The 15,939-nt window shown below is 69.6% G+C and carries 13 protein-coding genes and 1 pseudogene; 8 read left to right on the top strand and 6 right to left on the bottom strand.

All coding sequences use genetic code 11. The annotated features are described in order from the left end of the window. Positions 1-10 precede the first annotated feature (10 nt). The 3 genes and pseudogenes from AC6RUA_RS15545 to AC6RUA_RS15535 all read right to left on the bottom strand — a co-directional run bounded on the left by AC6RUA_RS15545 (position 11) and on the right by AC6RUA_RS15535 (position 4,817). Positions 11-868, bottom strand: a complete 858-nt coding sequence (locus AC6RUA_RS15545; protein WP_499813901.1) for a segregation/condensation protein A — start codon at positions 866-868, stop codon at positions 11-13. After that, a pseudogene (gene smc / locus AC6RUA_RS15540) lies at positions 861-4,450 on the bottom strand (chromosome segregation protein SMC). The gene AC6RUA_RS15545 and the pseudogene smc overlap by 8 nt, the downstream one beginning before the upstream one ends. A gap of 43 nt (positions 4,451-4,493) precedes the next feature. Beyond that, positions 4,494-4,817, bottom strand: a complete 324-nt coding sequence (locus AC6RUA_RS15535) for a DUF7518 family protein (protein WP_499813900.1) — start codon at positions 4,815-4,817, stop codon at positions 4,494-4,496. Positions 4,818-5,086: 269 nt separating this feature from the next. Here AC6RUA_RS15535 and AC6RUA_RS15530 point away from each other — a divergent pair, with 269 nt between their 5' ends. The 4 genes from AC6RUA_RS15530 (at position 5,087) to AC6RUA_RS15515 (ending at position 10,744) form a co-directional block, all read left to right on the top strand. Next, complete coding sequence (locus AC6RUA_RS15530) at positions 5,087-5,980, top strand: phytanoyl-CoA dioxygenase family protein (protein ID WP_499813899.1); 894 nt, start codon at positions 5,087-5,089, stop codon at positions 5,978-5,980. Positions 5,981-6,222: 242 nt separating this feature from the next. Beyond that, entirely contained in the window at positions 6,223-7,446 is a 1,224-nt protein-coding gene (locus AC6RUA_RS15525) for a putative manganese transporter (RefSeq protein ID WP_499813898.1), read from the top strand. 67 nt (positions 7,447-7,513) lie between these two features. Continuing rightward, entirely contained in the window at positions 7,514-7,957 is a 444-nt protein-coding gene (locus AC6RUA_RS15520; RefSeq protein ID WP_499813897.1) for a universal stress protein, read from the top strand. 111 nt (positions 7,958-8,068) lie between these two features. Then, positions 8,069-10,744 (top strand): heavy metal translocating P-type ATPase, encoded by a 2,676-nt coding sequence (locus tag AC6RUA_RS15515; protein WP_499813896.1) that lies wholly within the window; start codon positions 8,069-8,071, stop codon positions 10,742-10,744. A 16-nt stretch (positions 10,745-10,760) separates the two neighbouring features. On the opposite strand, the gene AC6RUA_RS15510 is transcribed toward AC6RUA_RS15515, so the two are convergent. Continuing rightward, positions 10,761-11,234 (bottom strand): DUF4385 family protein, encoded by a 474-nt coding sequence (locus AC6RUA_RS15510; RefSeq protein WP_499813895.1) that lies wholly within the window; start codon positions 11,232-11,234, stop codon positions 10,761-10,763. A gap of 133 nt (positions 11,235-11,367) precedes the next feature. On the opposite strand from AC6RUA_RS15510, the gene AC6RUA_RS15505 reads away from it, so the two are divergent. Further along, positions 11,368-12,288 carry a presenilin family intramembrane aspartyl protease PSH gene (locus AC6RUA_RS15505; protein WP_499813894.1) on the top strand — a complete coding sequence of 307 codons (921 nt, stop codon included), beginning with the start codon at positions 11,368-11,370 and terminating at the stop codon, positions 12,286-12,288. Continuing rightward, positions 12,285-13,193, top strand: a complete 909-nt coding sequence (locus AC6RUA_RS15500) for a presenilin family intramembrane aspartyl protease PSH (protein ID WP_499813893.1) — start codon at positions 12,285-12,287, stop codon at positions 13,191-13,193. Before AC6RUA_RS15505 ends, AC6RUA_RS15500 begins: the two co-directional genes overlap by 4 nt. A gap of 118 nt (positions 13,194-13,311) precedes the next feature. Here the strand turns inward: AC6RUA_RS15500 and AC6RUA_RS15495 are convergent, their stop codons facing one another. Together AC6RUA_RS15495 and AC6RUA_RS15490 are read right to left on the bottom strand one after the other, a co-directional pair. After that, a complete protein-coding gene (locus AC6RUA_RS15495) occupies positions 13,312-13,794 on the bottom strand; it encodes a PUA domain-containing protein (protein ID WP_499813892.1) in 483 nt (160 codons plus the stop codon). Next, positions 13,791-14,288, bottom strand: a complete 498-nt coding sequence (locus AC6RUA_RS15490; RefSeq protein WP_499813891.1) for a LabA-like NYN domain-containing protein — start codon at positions 14,286-14,288, stop codon at positions 13,791-13,793. The genes AC6RUA_RS15495 and AC6RUA_RS15490 overlap by 4 nt, the downstream gene beginning before the upstream one ends. 118 nt (positions 14,289-14,406) lie before the next feature. Between AC6RUA_RS15490 and AC6RUA_RS15485 the strand changes: the two genes are divergently transcribed. Together AC6RUA_RS15485 and AC6RUA_RS15480 are read left to right on the top strand one after the other, a co-directional pair. Beyond that, on the top strand, positions 14,407-14,898 hold the full coding sequence (locus tag AC6RUA_RS15485) for a deaminase (protein WP_499813890.1): 492 nt from the start codon (positions 14,407-14,409) through the stop codon (positions 14,896-14,898). Between the two features lie 55 nt (positions 14,899-14,953). Further along, on the top strand, positions 14,954-15,865 hold the full coding sequence (locus tag AC6RUA_RS15480; protein WP_499813889.1) for a PhzF family phenazine biosynthesis protein: 912 nt from the start codon (positions 14,954-14,956) through the stop codon (positions 15,863-15,865). Positions 15,866-15,939 lie beyond the last annotated feature (74 nt).

Raw genomic sequence — 15,939 nt, 5'->3', positions numbered from 1 at the left:
GGTCCCGGTCTCAGTCCGCCGTCGCCTCGTCGCCGACGTCCGCGGCGGCCGGGTCGCGCACCCAGAGGTCGCCGAAGGGGTCGTCCTGCTGGAGCCGTATCTCCCCGCGGTGCGCGAGAAACAGCAGCGCGAGGTACGTCATCACGGGGGTCTCGGCGGCGTCGCGCACCTCGCGGAACAGCACCTCCGCGCGGCCGCGCTCGTACTGCGTGCGGAGACGCGCGCGCACGTCGTCGATGACCGACTCGATGTCCTCCGCGTGGGTCGTCCCGGTCACGTCGTTCTCGCCGGGTTCCCCCTCGCGGCGGAACTCGTCGGCGCCGTGGTACTCCAGCGTCTGGGTGCCCCGCGAGAAACCGCGGGGGGAGTCGCTGGTGTCGTACTCGCGCGACTCCTTCCACCACGACCCCCGCTCTGCCTCCCGCAGTTCGCGGACGAGTTCGTCGAGCGTCTCCGGGGAGCCGCGAGTGGACTTGCGCTCCAGCCGGCGGTCCATCTCGTCTTCGAGCGCGTCCACCGGGTCGAACCCGGGACCGGGCGCGTCGTCGGGACCCCCCGGTCCGCCGGCGCTCCCCTCGAACGCCGCCTCCCAGGGTTCGACGTCGGGCTCTCGGTCCTCCTCGTCCTCGCCGAGCATCGCGTCGGACTTCATCCGGAGCAGGACGCTGGCGTAGAACAGCGCGCGCCCGCCGGTCCGGAGGTCCGACTCGTCGAGCAGTGCGAGGAACGCGTCCGTCACCTCGACCACGTCGATGTCCCAGGGGTCGATCTCGCCGTCCTCGGCGAGTTGGACCAGGAGTTCGACCGGTTCGGCCTCCTCGTCATCGGTGGCGTCCGCGGGCGAGACGCCGCCGGGCGTCTCAGTCATCCGCGCTCGCCTCCGGTTCGACCGGGTCGCCGCCCTCGCCCAACTGGATGCCGGTGACCGCCGAGACGTTGTCGTCCTGCATCGTCACCCCGATGGCGCGCTCGGAGCGTTCGAGCAGCGCCGAGCGGTGACTGACCACGACGAACTGGGCCTCGCTCGCGAGTTCGTCCACCATCTCGCCGACCCGCTCGGCGTTGACCGCGTCGAGGAACGCGTCGATCTCGTCGAGCGCGTAGAACGGGGCGGGGTTGTGCCGCTGGATGGCGAAGATGAACGCGAGCGCGGTCAGCGACTTCTCCCCGCCCGACATCGCGTCGAGCCGCTGGACGGGCTTGTCCCCCGGTTCGGCTCTCATCGTCAGCCCGCCCTCGAACGGGTCCGCCTCGTCCTCGAGGACGAGTTCGCCCGTCCCCGCCGACAGTCGCTCGAAGATGTCGCGGAACTGGGCGTCGATGGACTCGAACGCGTCCATGAACGTGCCCCTCTTCTGCGCCTCGAACCGCTCGATGCGCTCCTCGATGGCGTCGCGCTCGTCCGCGAGGACACCCCGGCGCTCCTCCAGGTCGTCGAGGTCCGCCTCGACCTCGTCGTACTCGTCGATGGCGAGCATGTTCACCGGTTCGAGCGCCTCCATCTCCGCGTCGAGCCGCTCGATTTCGGACTCGACCGTGTCGTGGTCCGGGATGTCCTCCGGGTCGTACGAGCCGACCTGGTCGTCGAGTTCCTCGATCTCCCACTCCAGTCGCTCGACCGTCTCGCGCAGCGACTCGACCGTCGAGGCGACGCGGTCGACGGCCTCCTTCTGCTCGTCGCGGGCCGCCTTCGCCTCGTCGAGGTCCGCCTTGACCGACTCGCGCTCCTCCTTGAGGTCCGCGAGTTCCTCTTCCAGGTCGGCGATGGCGTCCCGCTTCTCCTCGAGCGTCTCCTCCTTCTCCGCGATGGCCGCCTCGAACTCGGCGACGCGCTCCTCCGCGTCCGCCTTCTTCGCCTGGGCCTCCTCGACGGTGTCGTGGAGGTCGTCGACCGCGTCCTCGGCGTACTGCTTCTGTAACTGGTGTTCGTTCAGGTCGCCGTCCAAGTCGTCCATCCGCGCTTCGATTTCCTCGATGTCCGCGCGAATCTCGTCGGCGCGCGCGGAGAGTTCGGGGATGGCCGAGTCGGCCAACTCCGCCTCGAGGTCGGCGATGTCGCTCTCGACGTCTTCGATGTCGGCCTCGCGGGCGGCCATCTCCTCGTCGAGTTCCGTCATCTCCTCGTCGACCGACTCACGCTCGTCCTCCAGGTCGGCGATGCGCTCCTCGAACTCGCCGATGTTCGCTTTCTCCTCTTCGAGCGTCTCCTCGGCGCGTTCGAGGTCCGCCTCGATGTCGCGCACCTTCTCGGTCGCGTCCGCGGCGCGCGAGCGGGCGTCCTCCAGGTCGTCCTCGACCTCCGCGATTTCGCTCTTGAGCGCCTGCCTGTCGTCCTCGAGCGAGTGAATCTCCTCGGCGACGCGCTCCAGTTTCCCCTTCCCGGACTTCGAGAAGGCGTAGCGCGACCCGCCGCCGGAGCCGCCGGTCATCGCGCCCGACCGCTCCACCAGGTCGCCGTCGAGCGTCACCATCCGGAACTCGCCCATGCACTCGCGGGCGGTGTCCATCTCCTCGACGACCAGCGTCGAACCGAGGACGTACGAGAAGACGCCCTCGTAGCGGTCGTCGTACTCCACGAGGTTTCGCGCGAAGTCGACGACGCCCGGGTCGCTCGGCGCGTTCGGCAGGCCCCGCCGGTCCATCTCCGTCAGCGGGAGGAACGTCGCGCGACCCGCGTTGCGCCGCTTGAGGTAGTCGATGCAGTCCGAGCCGACGCCGTCGTCGTCCACGACCACGTTCGCCAGCCGTCCGCCGGCGGCGGTCTCGCACGCCTTCGCGTACTGTGACTCGACCGACGCGAGTTCGCCGACCGGACCGTGGACGCCCGAGAAGTCCGCGTTCGTCACCGTCGTCACCGAACGGGGCCACGACGCGTCGCCCGAGGAGTCCGCCCGCGCCTCCAGTTGGAGTACTCCTGCTGTTTCGCGCGGATGTCCTCCTCGACCCCCTCGAGCCGCGACTGTGCGTCGGACTTCTCCTCGCGGAGGTCTTCGATGACGCCCTCGATTCGGGACTCGTTCTTCTCTGCCTTGTCGAGTTCCGAGTGGAGGTCCGAGACGCGCCGCTTCAGGTCCGGAATCGACTCCTCGGTCTCGGCCAGTCGCTCCTCGAGGTCGCTTATCTCGTTCGAACGCCGGCGCGCCTCGTCGAGCAGGCGGTCCTTCTCGCGCTGGAGTTCGTTCTCCTCGGCGCGCAACTCCTCCAGTCGCTCCTTGTTCGACGCGAGGTCGGCCTTGAGTTCGTCGAACGCGGTGTCGACGTCGTCGATCTCGGCCTCCACCTCCGCGAGTTCCGTCCGCTTGGATGTGAGCGACGACTTCAGGTTCGCCTTCTCGACTTTCGTCTCGCGGATGTCGGACTCGAGGTCGTCGATCTCCTCGTTCTTGCGGTCGATGGCGACGAACGCCTCGCGGCGCTCGGTCTCGGCCGTCTCGACTCGTTCCTCCTGGTTCTCGATTCGCCCCTCCAGCCGCGAGACCTCGCCCTTTATCTCTTCTATCTCCGACTTGATTGCGAGCTGTTCGTCCTCGCCCTTCCGTTCGATCTCGCGGTTGAGAGCGGCGAGGTCGTCCGCGAGGTCGTCGACGCGGCCCTGCCGCGCCTCCAGTTCGGCTCGGAGGTCGTCGAGGCGGTCCTCCTCGTCGGCCATCTCCTCGCGAGTCGAGGCGAGGTCGGCGCGCTTGGCCTCGAGTTCCGCGGCCTTCAGGTAGCCCTCGTACGTCTCCTTCTCCTCGCGGAGGCCCTGGTACTCGAGTGCGGTCTCGCGCTCGTCGGCGAGTTGGTCGAGGCGGTCCTCCTTCTCCCCGATGCGGAGGTCCGCCTCGTCGATGCGCTCCTCGACGGTCTCCAGTTCCTCGAAGGCGTCCTCCTTCTTGGCGTCGAACTCCGCGACGCCGGCGATCTCGTCGAGTATCTCCCGGCGCTGACCGGGCGTCATGTTGATGATCTCGGTCACGTCGCCCTGCATGACGACGTTGTACCCCTCCGGGGTGACCCCCGCCTGTGCGAGCAGGTCGCGGACGTCCGAGAGGTTCACCGAGCGACCGTTGAGGTAGTAGTAGGAGTAGTAGTTCTCCTCCGTCTCCTTGACGCGCCGCTTGATGTGGATCTCCTCGACGTCGCCCACGTCGTCGCTCCCGGCGGCGTTGACCACCTGAGAGCGGTCGAGTTCCCCGTCGGCGTTGTCGAGAACCACCTCGACGCTCGCCTCCCGGGGCCCCCCCTCCGAGGCGCCGTCGTCGTGGCCGGGGTTGTAGATGAGGTCGGTGAGCTTCTCCGCGCGGATGCCGCGGGTGCGCGCGAGACCGAGCGCGAACAGTACGCCGTCGATGATGTTCGACTTGCCGGAGCCGTTCGGGCCGGTGACGACCGTGAAGTCCTCGTAGAACGGGATGCGGGTCGTCCGCCCGAAGCTCTTGAAGTCGTCCAGGACGAGTTCCTTGATGTGCATGGGTGGTGTGTGACGGGACGCCCGTCAGCACGGGGGGCGTCGCCTACGCGACGATGATGTCGTCGGAATCTTCCGTCTCACCGTCGTCGGCCTCCTCTCCGGCGTCCGCGGAGTTAGCCTCGTCGGAATCGGTAGGGGGCGCCTCCGCGGATTCGTCTGCGTCGGCTGCCCCGTCGACGGCCGACTCGTTCGGCACGAACTCGGCGTGCGCGTCGTCGGAGTCGGTCTCGGTCGCCGATTCGGGTTCGGCCGCCGACTCCAACTGTCGCAGCCGCTCTTTCGTCTCGACCAGTTCCTCGGTCAGCCCGTCGACCGCCGCCTGTAGCTGTGCGACCTGCGTCTCCAACTCCTCCACCCGGTTTCCCATACACCGTGTCGGTGTCGCCGGACGTATAAACCTGTGTCAGACACTCGGATGACGGCCTCTCGGAGCGTGTCGGTGCCGAATTCGACGGAATCGTCCCAATCCGGTCGCGTCGAGACGCCGTACCCGATAAATCGGTGCACGCGATACGAAACCGGTCACGCCGTCTCGCGTCCGACTGCGGCCGGCAGGTCGTCGGGTCCGACCGGGAGCGCCGCCCACCGACGCGAGAACCCGAGGACCTATGCCCGTGTTGCGTGGTAGTACTCACCATGACGACCGTCTCCGTCGGCGAACACGAGTTGACGATGGGGGGCGACGCGCTCGTCGAGTTGCGCGACAGCACCGACCTGCTGGGCGACCCGACGGCGCTCCGCCGCCGACTGGCCGAGGACGGCTACCTCTACCTCCGGGAGTTCCACGACCCGGGCCTCGTGCGCGACGCGCGCGAGGACGTTCTCGACCACATGACCGCGGAGGGACTGCTCCACCCCGACGAACCGGTCGAGGAGGGCGTGGTCCACCCGGACTACTTCGGCGAGAAGTTCGACATGAGCGCGGCGTCGTGGACCCACTACCCGCACCTGGAGGAACTCGTCGAGGGCGACGACGTCATGGCGTTCTTCGAGTCGTTCCTCGACGCGAAACCGCTCGCGCTCGACCGCAAACTCGGGCGCGCGAAGGCGACGGGCGACTTCACCGGGTTCCACGTCGACCGCATCTTCATGAATCGAGGGACGGAGAACCTGTACACGGTGTGGCGTCCCATCGGCGACTGCCCGCTCGAACGGGGACCGCTGCTCCTCTGCCCGGGGTCGCACGAACACGACCGACTCCGCGAGACGTACGGCCAGATGGACGTCGACCGGGACGTCTTCGAGTCCGCCTTCTCGGAGGACCCCCACGACGTCGTCGAAACCGTCGGCGGGCCACTGGCGACGACGGACTTCGAGGCGGGCGACGCCCTCGTCTTCGGACAGTACCTCCTGCACGGGTCGCTGTCGAACCGGACCGACCGGTTCCGCATCAGCGTCGACACGCGCTATCAGTCCGTCGAGGAACCCGTCGACGCTCGGTGGGTCGGGTCGGACCCCATCGGCCACTACAACTGGCCGTCGGACGACGAGACGCCCATCTCCGACCTCAGGGAGGAGTGGGGGCTGTGACCCGGCGAGGCGAACCTAGTAACTCTACCGCGTCGATGGCCACTGGATATGAATTAGAGCAGTCTAATTCATAATCTGGGTAGTAACTACTTTATGGTTGGGAGCACCACCAGTGAGTATTCAACGTCTATGACGACCGAACGAAGTGTATCTAACTCTGTAGAACCCCCCGGCGAGCGGACCAGTACGCGTCTCGTCGGCGTGAGCGCGCGAGTGAACGACGGCCGGGACGGGAGTGAGTCATGATCGGCGTGCAGGAGGCGCTCGACATCCTGGTCTTCTCGGTGCGCGACGGCTTCGTGCAGGTGAGCGCGTTCGTCGCCGTCACCGTACTCCTGTTCAGCTACGTACAGTACCGGACAGGCGGCCGAATCGTCACGTTCCTCGAGGAGAACAAGCGTCTCCAGCCCATCGCCGGCGGCCTGCTCGGCCTCACGCCCGGGTGCGGCGGGGCGATCGTCGCGATGCCGCTGTACATCCGTGGCACCATCAGCTTCGGGACGGTGGTCGCCACGCTCGCGGCGACCGCCGGCGACTCCGCGTTCGTCATTCTCGCGCTCGCCCCCGAGGCCGCGGTGTACGCGTACGGACTGGCGCTCGTCTCGGGCGTCCTGTTCGGCTACGCCATCGACTTCTGGGGGCTGGGTGTGGGACGCGTCGACCGGGCCGTCGAACGCCTCAGCCGACCGGTGACCGACGGGGGGTTCGCCACGACCAGCGTCGCCAGCGGCGGCCCGAGCGTCGCCGGCTACGAGATGGACCACGACGGCCACCACCACGACCACGGCACCGGCACGTCCGGACCGATGGCGACCCTCAGTCACGGCGTCCACGTCGTCTGGTGGGTCGTCGCCGTGGCCGGTCTCGCCGCCGGCGTCGAGTACCTGCGCCGCGGCGCGCCCGAAGTGGCACTGGAGGTGGGTCCCACGTTCTTCGGTCTCTTCACCGTCGCGGGACTGGTCGGGACCACGCTGTCGTTCTACCTCCACTTCGTCGGCCGGCGGTACATCGGCGAGGGCGAGGCCGGACGCATCCGCGACGACTTCGAGAGCGCGTACGAGACGTTCCAGCACGCCGCGATGGAGACGAGCATGGTGACCGTCTGGGTCATCGCTGCCTACCTGCTGTACGAGTACGGTATCGTGATCTTCGCGCTCGACATCGGCGCGCTCGCGGCCGCTGCAGGCGTGCTCGCGCCCATCGCGGGGGCGCTTCTCGGACTGGTCCCCGGTTGCGCCCCGCAGATAGTCTTCGCGGGGCTGTACGCCGAGAGCCAGATACCGTTCTCCGCGTTGGCGGCGAACGCCGTCAGTCAGGACGGTGACGCGCTGTTCCCCCTGATGGCCATCGACATGAAGGCCGCCATCATCGCCACCATCTACACCACGATTCCGGCGCTCGTCGTCGGCGTCGCCGTGTACTACTTCTGGCCGTTCGCCAGCTTCGGGTTCGGGGTGCTCGGATGACCGCTCGCCCGCCCGAGGCGCGAATCGCCGACGCCGTCGAGCGCTCCGCCGGAGGGGAGTGACCGCCGTGTACGAGCGCGTCCTCCTCGCGACCGACGGCGGCGAGCGCGCGACCGCCGCGGCACGCCACGCCGTCGACCTCGCCGAGACGTACGGGGCGACCCTCCACGCGGTGTTCGTCGTCGACACGGGTACCAGCGCGTTGACCGTCTCGAAAGACGAGGTCCGCGACGCGCTCAGAGACCTCGGTCGAGAGGCGAGCGACCGGGCGTTCCGGGACGTCGAGGCGCGAGCCGCGGACGCCGACGTCGAACTCGTGACGGAGGCACTCGAAGGGAAACCCGACGAGCAGATACTCCGGTACGCGGACGAGAACGACGTCGACGTCGTCGTGGTGGGAACCCACGGCCGGACCGGTATCGGGCGCCGTCTCGTCGGGAGCGTCGCCGAGCGCGTCGTGCGTGGCGCCGCCGTCCCCGTTCTGACGGTCGGTTCCCCAACCGAGGACTGAGGCGATCGGACCGGATTTAATAATTCGCTCGAGTATAGTTGTTAATCGATACCATCTGAAGCGGCTTCTGTGGCAGCTAGATTAATACGTCCGACGAGCCTAGCGCCGACAATGGACTCCCCGGACCCGCATCCACGCGACAGGGACCACGGGTCCCACGCAGACGACGACTCCGACGGTCACGACCACGACGACGGTCACAGCCGCGACCACCCCGACTCCGCCGCGGAGCCTCGCGGAGAGGGAGCGGAAGGCGAGAAGGTCGCACAGTTCTCCGTGCCCGACATGGACTGCCCGTCGTGCGCGGGGAAAGTCGAGACGAGCGTGCGAAAAGCGGACGGCGTCGGCACCGTCGACCCACGGGTCACGACGGGCACGCTCACCGTCTCGTTCGACCCCGACCGGGCGACGCCGGCGACCATCGCCGAGCGCATCGAGAAGGCCGGCTACGCCGTCGAGGACGGCGGGAACGAGGCGGTGACGCTCACGCTCACCGTCCCGGAGATGGACTGCGCGTCGTGTGCGGGCAAGGTCGAGAACGCGCTCGACCGACTCGACGGCGTCTCGGCGCGCGAGACGCGACCGACGACGGGGAAACTGGTCGTCACGTACGACGCGACCGCGGTTTCGGAGCGCGATATCGTCGCCGCCGTCGAGGGCGCCGGCTACGAGGTCACGGGGACGACGGGGGAGGGGGGAGCCGAGGAGGCGGCAGCCGAATCCGACGGGAGCATCTGGACGAGCACTCGCGCGCTCAAGACGTGGGTCAGCGGCGGGTTCGTCGCGCTCGGCCTCCTGTTCGAGTTCGTCGCGACGGGGGCGAACGCGCAGGTCGCGACCCTGCTCGGGAGCGAACTCCTCCTCGCGGACGTGCTGTTCCTCGCCGCCGTCGCCGTCGGCGGGCAGGCCATCCTCCGGAACGGCTACTACTCGGCGCGGAACCTGAACCTCGACATCGACTTCCTGATGTCGGTCGCCATCCTCGGCGCGCTGGCGGCGAGTCTGGCGTTCGGCGAGGCGCTCTACTTCGAGGCCGCCACGCTGGCGTTCCTGTTCAGCGTCGCCGAACTCCTCGAGCGCTACTCGATGGACCGCGCGCGCACTTCGCTCGAGTCGCTGATGGACCTCTCCCCGGACGAGGCGACCGTCAAGCGGGACGGGCGCGAGGAGACGGTCCCGGTCGAACGGGTGGCGGTGGGTGACGTCGTCGTGGTGCGGCCGGGCGAGAATATCCCGATGGACGGCGAGGTAACCGACGGGGAGAGCGCGGTCAATCAGGCACCCATCACGGGCGAGAGCGTCCCCGTGGACAAGACGGTCGGCGACGAGGTGTACGCCGGCACCGTCAACGAGGAGGGGTACCTCGAGGTCGAGGTCACCTCCGACGCGGGCGAGGACACCCTCTCGCGCATCGTCGAGATGGTCGAGGACGCCCAGTCCAACAAGACGGAGCGCGAGCAGTTCGTCGAGCGGTTCTCGGCGTACTACACGCCCGTCGTCGTGGCGTTCGCCGTCCTCGTCACGCTGAGTACGCCCTCGCTGCTCGGCGTCACGTGGTCGACGGCCGTGGTCTACGGGCTGACGCTGTTGGTGCTGGCGTGCCCGTGCGCGTTCGTCATCTCGACGCCCGTCTCGGTCGTCTCGGGGATCACGAGCGCGGCGAAGAACGGCGTGCTCATCAAGGGCGGTAACCACCTCGAAGCGATGGGGGCGGTGGACGTCGTCGCGTTCGACAAGACGGGGACGCTGACGAGGGGCGAACTCACGGTGACCGACATCGTCCCGCTGAACGGGAACGACGAGACGGACGTCCTCCGGTGCGCCCGCGGTCTCGAACGCCGGAGCGAGCACCCGATCGGCGAAGCCATCACCGTGGCGGCCGGCGACGCGGGCGTCGCCGAGCGTGCCGTCGAGGAGTTCGAGAGCATCACCGGCAAGGGCGTGCGCGCGGAGTTGGACGGCACCCCCCACGTCGCCGGGAAGCCGGGCCTGTTCGAGGAACTCGGCTTCGACCTCTCGCACGTCCACGCGACCACCGACGGCGGCGTGGTCACCCGGACGGCCCGGCAGCTCTGCGACCGGAACGGCTGTCTCGACCTCCTCGACGACACGGTTCCCGCGCTCCAGTCGCAGGGCAAGACCGTGGTGCTCGTCGGGACCGAGGACGAACTCGAGGGGCTCATCGCCGTCGCCGACGAGGTCCGCCCGGAGGCCGAGCGAGCCGTCGCGCGGCTGAAGGACCTCGGCGTCGAGCGGACGGTGATGCTCACCGGCGACAACGAACGGACCGCGGCGGCCATCGCCGAACGGGTCGGCGTCGACGAACACCGTGCGGAACTCCTTCCGGAGGAGAAGGTCGCGGCCATCGAGGAACTCGTCGCGGACCACGACGGCGTGGCGATGGTCGGCGACGGCATCAACGACGCGCCGGCGCTCGCGACGGCGACGGTCGGCGTCGCGATGGGCGCCGCGGGGACGGACACGGCGCTGGAGACCGCCGACATCGCGCTGATGGGCGACGACCTCGCGAAACTGCCGTACCTCTACGAACTCGCCGACGACGCGAACGCCGTCATCCGGCAGAACGTCGTCGCGAGCCTCGCGGTGAAGGCCGGTCTCGCGCTCGCGGTGCCGTTCGGCTACGTCCCCATCTGGCTGGCCGTCCTCGCGGGCGACGCCGGCATGACCGTCGGCGTGACGGGCAACGCGATGCGCCTCTCGCGCATCGAACCCGAGACGCTCGTCGACGACGACGGCCCCGAAGCCGCGTCGTCCGGACGAGCCTGATACCGACGACCGGGTCTCAGCCGTGTCGCTCGCGGTGGCGAGTTTCGAGTTCCCGGTACCGGTCGTCGTCCCGGGCGCGTTCGAGCCACGCGTCGAACACGAGCGCCGCCTCCCGCTTGTCGTGGTCGGCCCACCGGACCGGGTCGCGCTCCTCGCCGTCTTCGTACTTCTGCCCGCCGTGGTACCGCGCGTACCGCATCGCCCGCGTGTACCCCATCTGGAGGTACTTGCGCGCCACGTCCATCCCGACGAAGTCGCCGTCCGCGCCGTACGCACGGAACCGTTCGTAGACGGCCTCGCCCGCCTCGTCGGCCGCCTCGCGGTCGGCGTACCCCCACAGCGGGAGGAGTTCGGACTTGTACGGCTGCGTTTTGAACACTCCCTCCTCGCCGCGGCCGACGTCGTACCGTTCGGGGTGCGCGCGGTAGTTCACGTCGTCCGCGGCGTCGTCCGTCTCGTGGGGAGGGGCGTCGTCGGTGGCTCCGGTCACGGGTCTCTCGAACCGGAAGACGCTCGCGCCCTTGAGCGTCGCGGCCGTGCGGCACGACGGCGGGGTCGACGTGCGGGAGTCACCCCTCCCCCGAACCACAACCCCCAAACCGGGGCCGGTGTAATCGTCGCCGATGAACCCCCGCGCCGCCCGCGGCGTCGCCATCGCGGCCCTCGTCTTCCTCGTGGTCCAGTTGGGGGCGGTGTCGCTGGCGCCGACGTTCGAGGCCGCCGGCTACCAGACCGTGCCGGACCCGCAGGACCCGGCGAACAGCCTCGTCTACCTCGGCGCCATCCTCGTGGTGACGGCGCTGATGCTCGCCGCGTTCAGGTACGACCTCGACGCGCTGGTCCGCGTCGTCATCGTCCTCTCGTCGGCGTCGCTCTCGTGGTACGTCTTCTCGGTGTTCCTCCCCGGGACCGTCGCTGTCGTCGCGTCACTGGTGGTCGCGGCGGCGCTGTGGGTGTATCCGGAGTGGTACGTCATCGACGTCGCGGGCGCGCTGATGGGGGCGGGCGCAGCCGGCCTGTTCGGCATCAGCTTCGGGCTCCTCCCCGCGGTAGTCCTGCTCGTCGTGCTCGCGGTCTACGACGCCATCTCCGTGTACGGCACCGAGCACATGCTCGACCTCGCGGAGGGCGTGATGGACCTCCGCATCCCGGTCGTGCTCGTCATCCCGTTCACGCTGTCGTACTCGCTGCTGGAGGACGACCTCTCGGGCGCGGCCGAGGGAACCGAGTCGGACGAGCGCGAGGTGTTCTTCGTCGGCCTCGGCGACGCGGTGATGCCGGCGGTGATGGCGGCCTCGGCCGCGCGCTGGTCGCCCGCCCCGGCGCTCGGCGTCCCGGGGCTGGAGGCGATGGGGCTGCCCGCGCTGTTCGCCGTCGTCGGGACGTTCCTCGGTCTCGCCGTGCTCCTCCGGATGGTCCTGAAGGGGAACCCGCACGCCGGCCTCCCGCTGCTCAACGGCGGCGCCATCGGGGGCTACCTGCTGGGCTCGCTCCTCGTCGGGGTATCGCTGGTCGACGCGCTCGGGCTGGCGCCGTACCTGTGAGCGACGAGGTGAACGCGGCCGGTCGGAGGGGTCGCCTCCGCGACCCGCGCGTCCGCGGCGCGCTCGGGACCGGCGCGCTGTTCCTCGCGGTGCAACTGCTCGCGCTCCTCGTCGCGCCGCGACTCGGCGGCGCGGGCGTCAGCTACGGCGACGGTGCGGACGCACTCGTCCCGCTGGTGGCCGGGGTGGTGCTCGGGACGCTCCTCTCGCTGGCCGTCGTGCGCTACGGTGCGAGCAGGCGGCTCGTCCGCGGCGTGATGCTCGTCTCGGTGGGGACCGCGTTGTGGTTCGCGTTCGCCACGTTCCTCTCGCCGCTCGGTGCGGTGGCCGCGGCGGGTGCGGGCACCGCGCTCGCGTGGCGCTCCCCCCGGCCGGCCGTCCGCAACGCCGTCGGCGTCGTCGCCGTCGCCGGCGCGGCCGGGCTGTTCGGCGCGAGTCTCGACCCGGCGTACGCGCTCGCCGCGCTCGTGCTCGCGGCGCTGTACGACGCCTACGCCGTGTACGGGTCGGGTCACATGACGGCGATGGCCGACGCGAGCGCGGACCTCCGGCTCCCCTCGATGTTCGTCGTGCCGACGAGCGAGGCGTACGACGACGCGAGCCTCCGCGTCGGCGGCGACGGCGCGCCCGCCGCGACGGTGCTCGGGGCCGGCGACGCGCTGTTCCCCGCGATGCTGACCGCGAGCGCTGCCGTCGACGCCGCGTCGTGGGGCGGCTACCTCCCGGCGACCCCGCTCGGTCTTCCCCTCCCCGTCTGGGGATCGCTCGTCGGGTCGCTCCTTGGTCTCCTCGCACTCCAGTGGGTCGTCCACCGACGCGCCGGCGTCCACGCCGGCCTCCCGCTGGTCAACGGCGGCGCGATAGCGGGCTACCTGCTCGCCCACACCGTGACGACGGCACTGTGAACGTGTCGAATCGTTGGGCGTTAGATTTATTTCTACCCTATCCTGAGCGACTGGCGCGGGGTACCCGCGAGTGCTTGGGTCGCCTTATCCCCGAGAGGGGACGTGGGAACCCGGCGTTTCAGGGCGTCGTGTCACTCTCCGGGCCGACGCCCGACCGTACCTTCACCGCCATCCCCGTGTCGAAGTCTCCCATCTCTTCCGCGGAGAGTTCCGCGCGTCCGACCGCCAGCAGCGTGCCGTCCTCGTGGACGACGCTCACCTCGTCCCGCGGGCGGACGGCGGGGTCGACGCCCGAGACGAACTTGGCGAACACGTTCTTGCCGTCCCGGACGAACGGCGCGCTCTCGTCGCCCACGGTGACCGAGTACGCGTCGCCGAGTGCCGCCCGCAGTCGTCGCCCGCCGGCGACTCCGAGGGTGAACCGTCCGTCGGTCAGGTACGAGACGAGTCGCTCCCCGTCGGCGACGACCTGACGCGGCCGGCCGCTGGAGGAGCGCTTCACCGTCGCCGAGTCGTCGGGGAACAGCGCGTCGCCCGCGCCCGCGCCGAACTGGTAGTCCGCGACGGTGCGGAGCGCGTCGAGGTCCGGCGCGGAACTCACAGTAGGAACGTCTCTTCGCGCTCTCCCATGTCGAGGAACGCGTCGGCCTCGTCTTTCAGTTCCGTCGCGGTGGACGACTCGAAGCTCATCACCTCGATGCGCACCCCCTCGTGGCGGAGGTGCGAGCAGAGCCGCGAGAAGTCGCCGTCGCCCGTACAGAGCACGAGGGTGTCGATGTGGTCGGCGAGCGTCACGGCGTCGAGGCTCATCCCCACGTCCCAGTCGGCCTTCTTCGACCCGTCGCCGAACGTCTTGATGTCCTTTATCTTCGTCTCGAATCCGATGTCGCGGAGCGCCTCGAAGAACGACTCCTCCTCGGGGGAGTCCGCGCGGATGACGTACGCGATGGCGCGGATGAGTTCGCGGTTCTGCACCGCCTTCTCCAGCATCGTCGAGTAGTCGATGTTGCGCGAGTAGACGCTCTGTGCGGAGTGGTAGAGGTTCTGCGAGTCGGCGAGCACCGCGACTCGCTGGCCCGGGTGAATCTCGGTCATATCCGGGGAGTATGCGAGCGGTCGGATAGTCCTGTCGGGGTCGGGAGCCGAGCGACGTGTCCGAAATCTGTCCCGACCGTCGATAGAGCCACGTTCACACACCGCGTAGCACGACCGCATGGACGCCGAGACGCTCGACGCACTCGACCACGAGACGTACGTCGAGCGAGCCCTCGAACTGGCCAGACAGGCGGCCGCCCGGGGCGACGACCCCTACGGCTCGCTGCTCGTTCGCGCGGCCGACGGCGAACGGGTGATGGTCGCGAGAAACGCCGTCAACACCGCCGCCGACATCCGACGACACCCCGAACTCACCCTCGCGTACCGGGCCGCACGGGAGTTCTCCCCGGCACAGCGCGCCGGGCTGGTGATGTACACGAGCACCGAGCCGTGTCCGATGTGTGCGGGCGGCATCGCCGCCGCCGGGCTCGGCGCCGTCGTCCACTCCGTCTCGGCGGAGGCGAGCGCACGCCTCCGCGGGAGCCGGGACTTCGTCGCGTCGACGACGGTGTACGACGGACTCGGGAGCGACGTGCGCGTCGTCGGTCCCGTCCTCCCGGCTCAGGGAGAGGCGGTTCACCGGCCGAATCGACACGGCCGCGAGGCGTGACCGCGCGGCGCCGGGGCACGGAGAAGTTTTACCCGCGGCGGCCGCAGTCGCGGCCATGACCGACGAGACGCGTGACGCCGCGCTGGTGGACGCGTTCACCGCCGACCCGCTGTCGGGGAACGCGGCGGGCGTCGTGCCGGACGCGGACGGACTCGACGACGCACAGATGCAGGCCGTCGCGCGCGAGTTCGCCGTGAGCGAGACGGCGTTCCTCCTCGACTCGGCCGACGCCGACCGGCGCGTCCGCTACTTCACGCCGACGACGGAGGTGGACCTCTGCGGGCACGCCACCGTCGCCTCGCACGCCTACCTCCGCGAGTCTGGCGTCGTCGACGCCGGGACGCACACGCTGGAGACGAACGTGGGCGTCCTCGACGTCGAAGTGGCCGACGACGGCCGCGTCTGGCTGACGCAGAACCGGCCGATCGTGTTCGAAGTCGACGCGGGGTACGACCGACTGGGCGAAGCGCTCGGCTGTGACCCGAACGCGTTCCGCGACGTGGGCGCGGACCTGCCCGTGGCGTACGCCGATACCGGGCTGCCGTTCCTCGTCGTTCCGGTGAACTTCCTCGAACACCTCGGCGGGATGGACCCCGACTTCGACGACGTGGCCGCGGTGGCCGACGACCACGACGCCGCCGGCGTGTACGCGTTCACGTTCGACACGCTCGACGCGGAGTCGACGCTCCACGGCCGGTGTTTCGTCCCCGGCGCGGGCATCCCCGAGGACCCAGTCACCGGAACCGCGTCCGGCGCGTGCGGTTCCTACCTCGACCACTTCGCCGCCTTCGACGAGACGCCCGACGAGATGGCGTTCGAACAGGGTCACTACGTCGACCGACCGGGCGTCGTCCGCGTGCGGGCCGCCGACGGGGACGCCCCGACCGTCGGCGGCGACGCGGTCACCGCGTTCGAGGGGGAGGTTCGAATCCCCGAGCGCGGCGGGGACGACATAATCGAGGCCTGAGTCGCGGCGTCGCCGCCGACCGCGGGTCTGTGCGTATCGGGCGCGTCCCGGTCGCTACGACCGGTAACACGCGA

This window comes from Halorarum sp. SLYT50 (genome assembly GCF_059821265.1).
The sequence above is the reverse complement of the archived record's forward strand: the minus strand, read 5'-3'. Positions and strand labels throughout refer to the sequence as shown.

Excerpts from the sequence above, each read along its gene's own strand:
- AC6RUA_RS15515 (WP_499813896.1), top strand. The coding sequence starts at position 8,069 with ATGGACTCCCCGGACCCGCATCCACGCGACAGGGACCACGGGTCCCAC.
- AC6RUA_RS15545 (WP_499813901.1), bottom strand. The coding sequence starts at position 868 with ATGACTGAGACGCCCGGCGGCGTCTCGCCCGCGGACGCCACCGATGAC.
- AC6RUA_RS15490 (WP_499813891.1), bottom strand. The coding sequence starts at position 14,288 with ATGACCGAGATTCACCCGGGCCAGCGAGTCGCGGTGCTCGCCGACTCG.
- AC6RUA_RS15535 (WP_499813900.1), bottom strand. The coding sequence starts at position 4,817 with ATGGGAAACCGGGTGGAGGAGTTGGAGACGCAGGTCGCACAGCTACAG.
- AC6RUA_RS15505 (WP_499813894.1), top strand. The coding sequence starts at position 11,368 with ATGAACCCCCGCGCCGCCCGCGGCGTCGCCATCGCGGCCCTCGTCTTC.
- AC6RUA_RS15485 (WP_499813890.1), top strand. The coding sequence starts at position 14,407 with ATGGACGCCGAGACGCTCGACGCACTCGACCACGAGACGTACGTCGAG.
- AC6RUA_RS15480 (WP_499813889.1), top strand. The coding sequence starts at position 14,954 with ATGACCGACGAGACGCGTGACGCCGCGCTGGTGGACGCGTTCACCGCC.
- AC6RUA_RS15525 (WP_499813898.1), top strand. The coding sequence starts at position 6,223 with ATGATCGGCGTGCAGGAGGCGCTCGACATCCTGGTCTTCTCGGTGCGC.
- AC6RUA_RS15530 (WP_499813899.1), top strand. The coding sequence starts at position 5,087 with ATGACGACCGTCTCCGTCGGCGAACACGAGTTGACGATGGGGGGCGAC.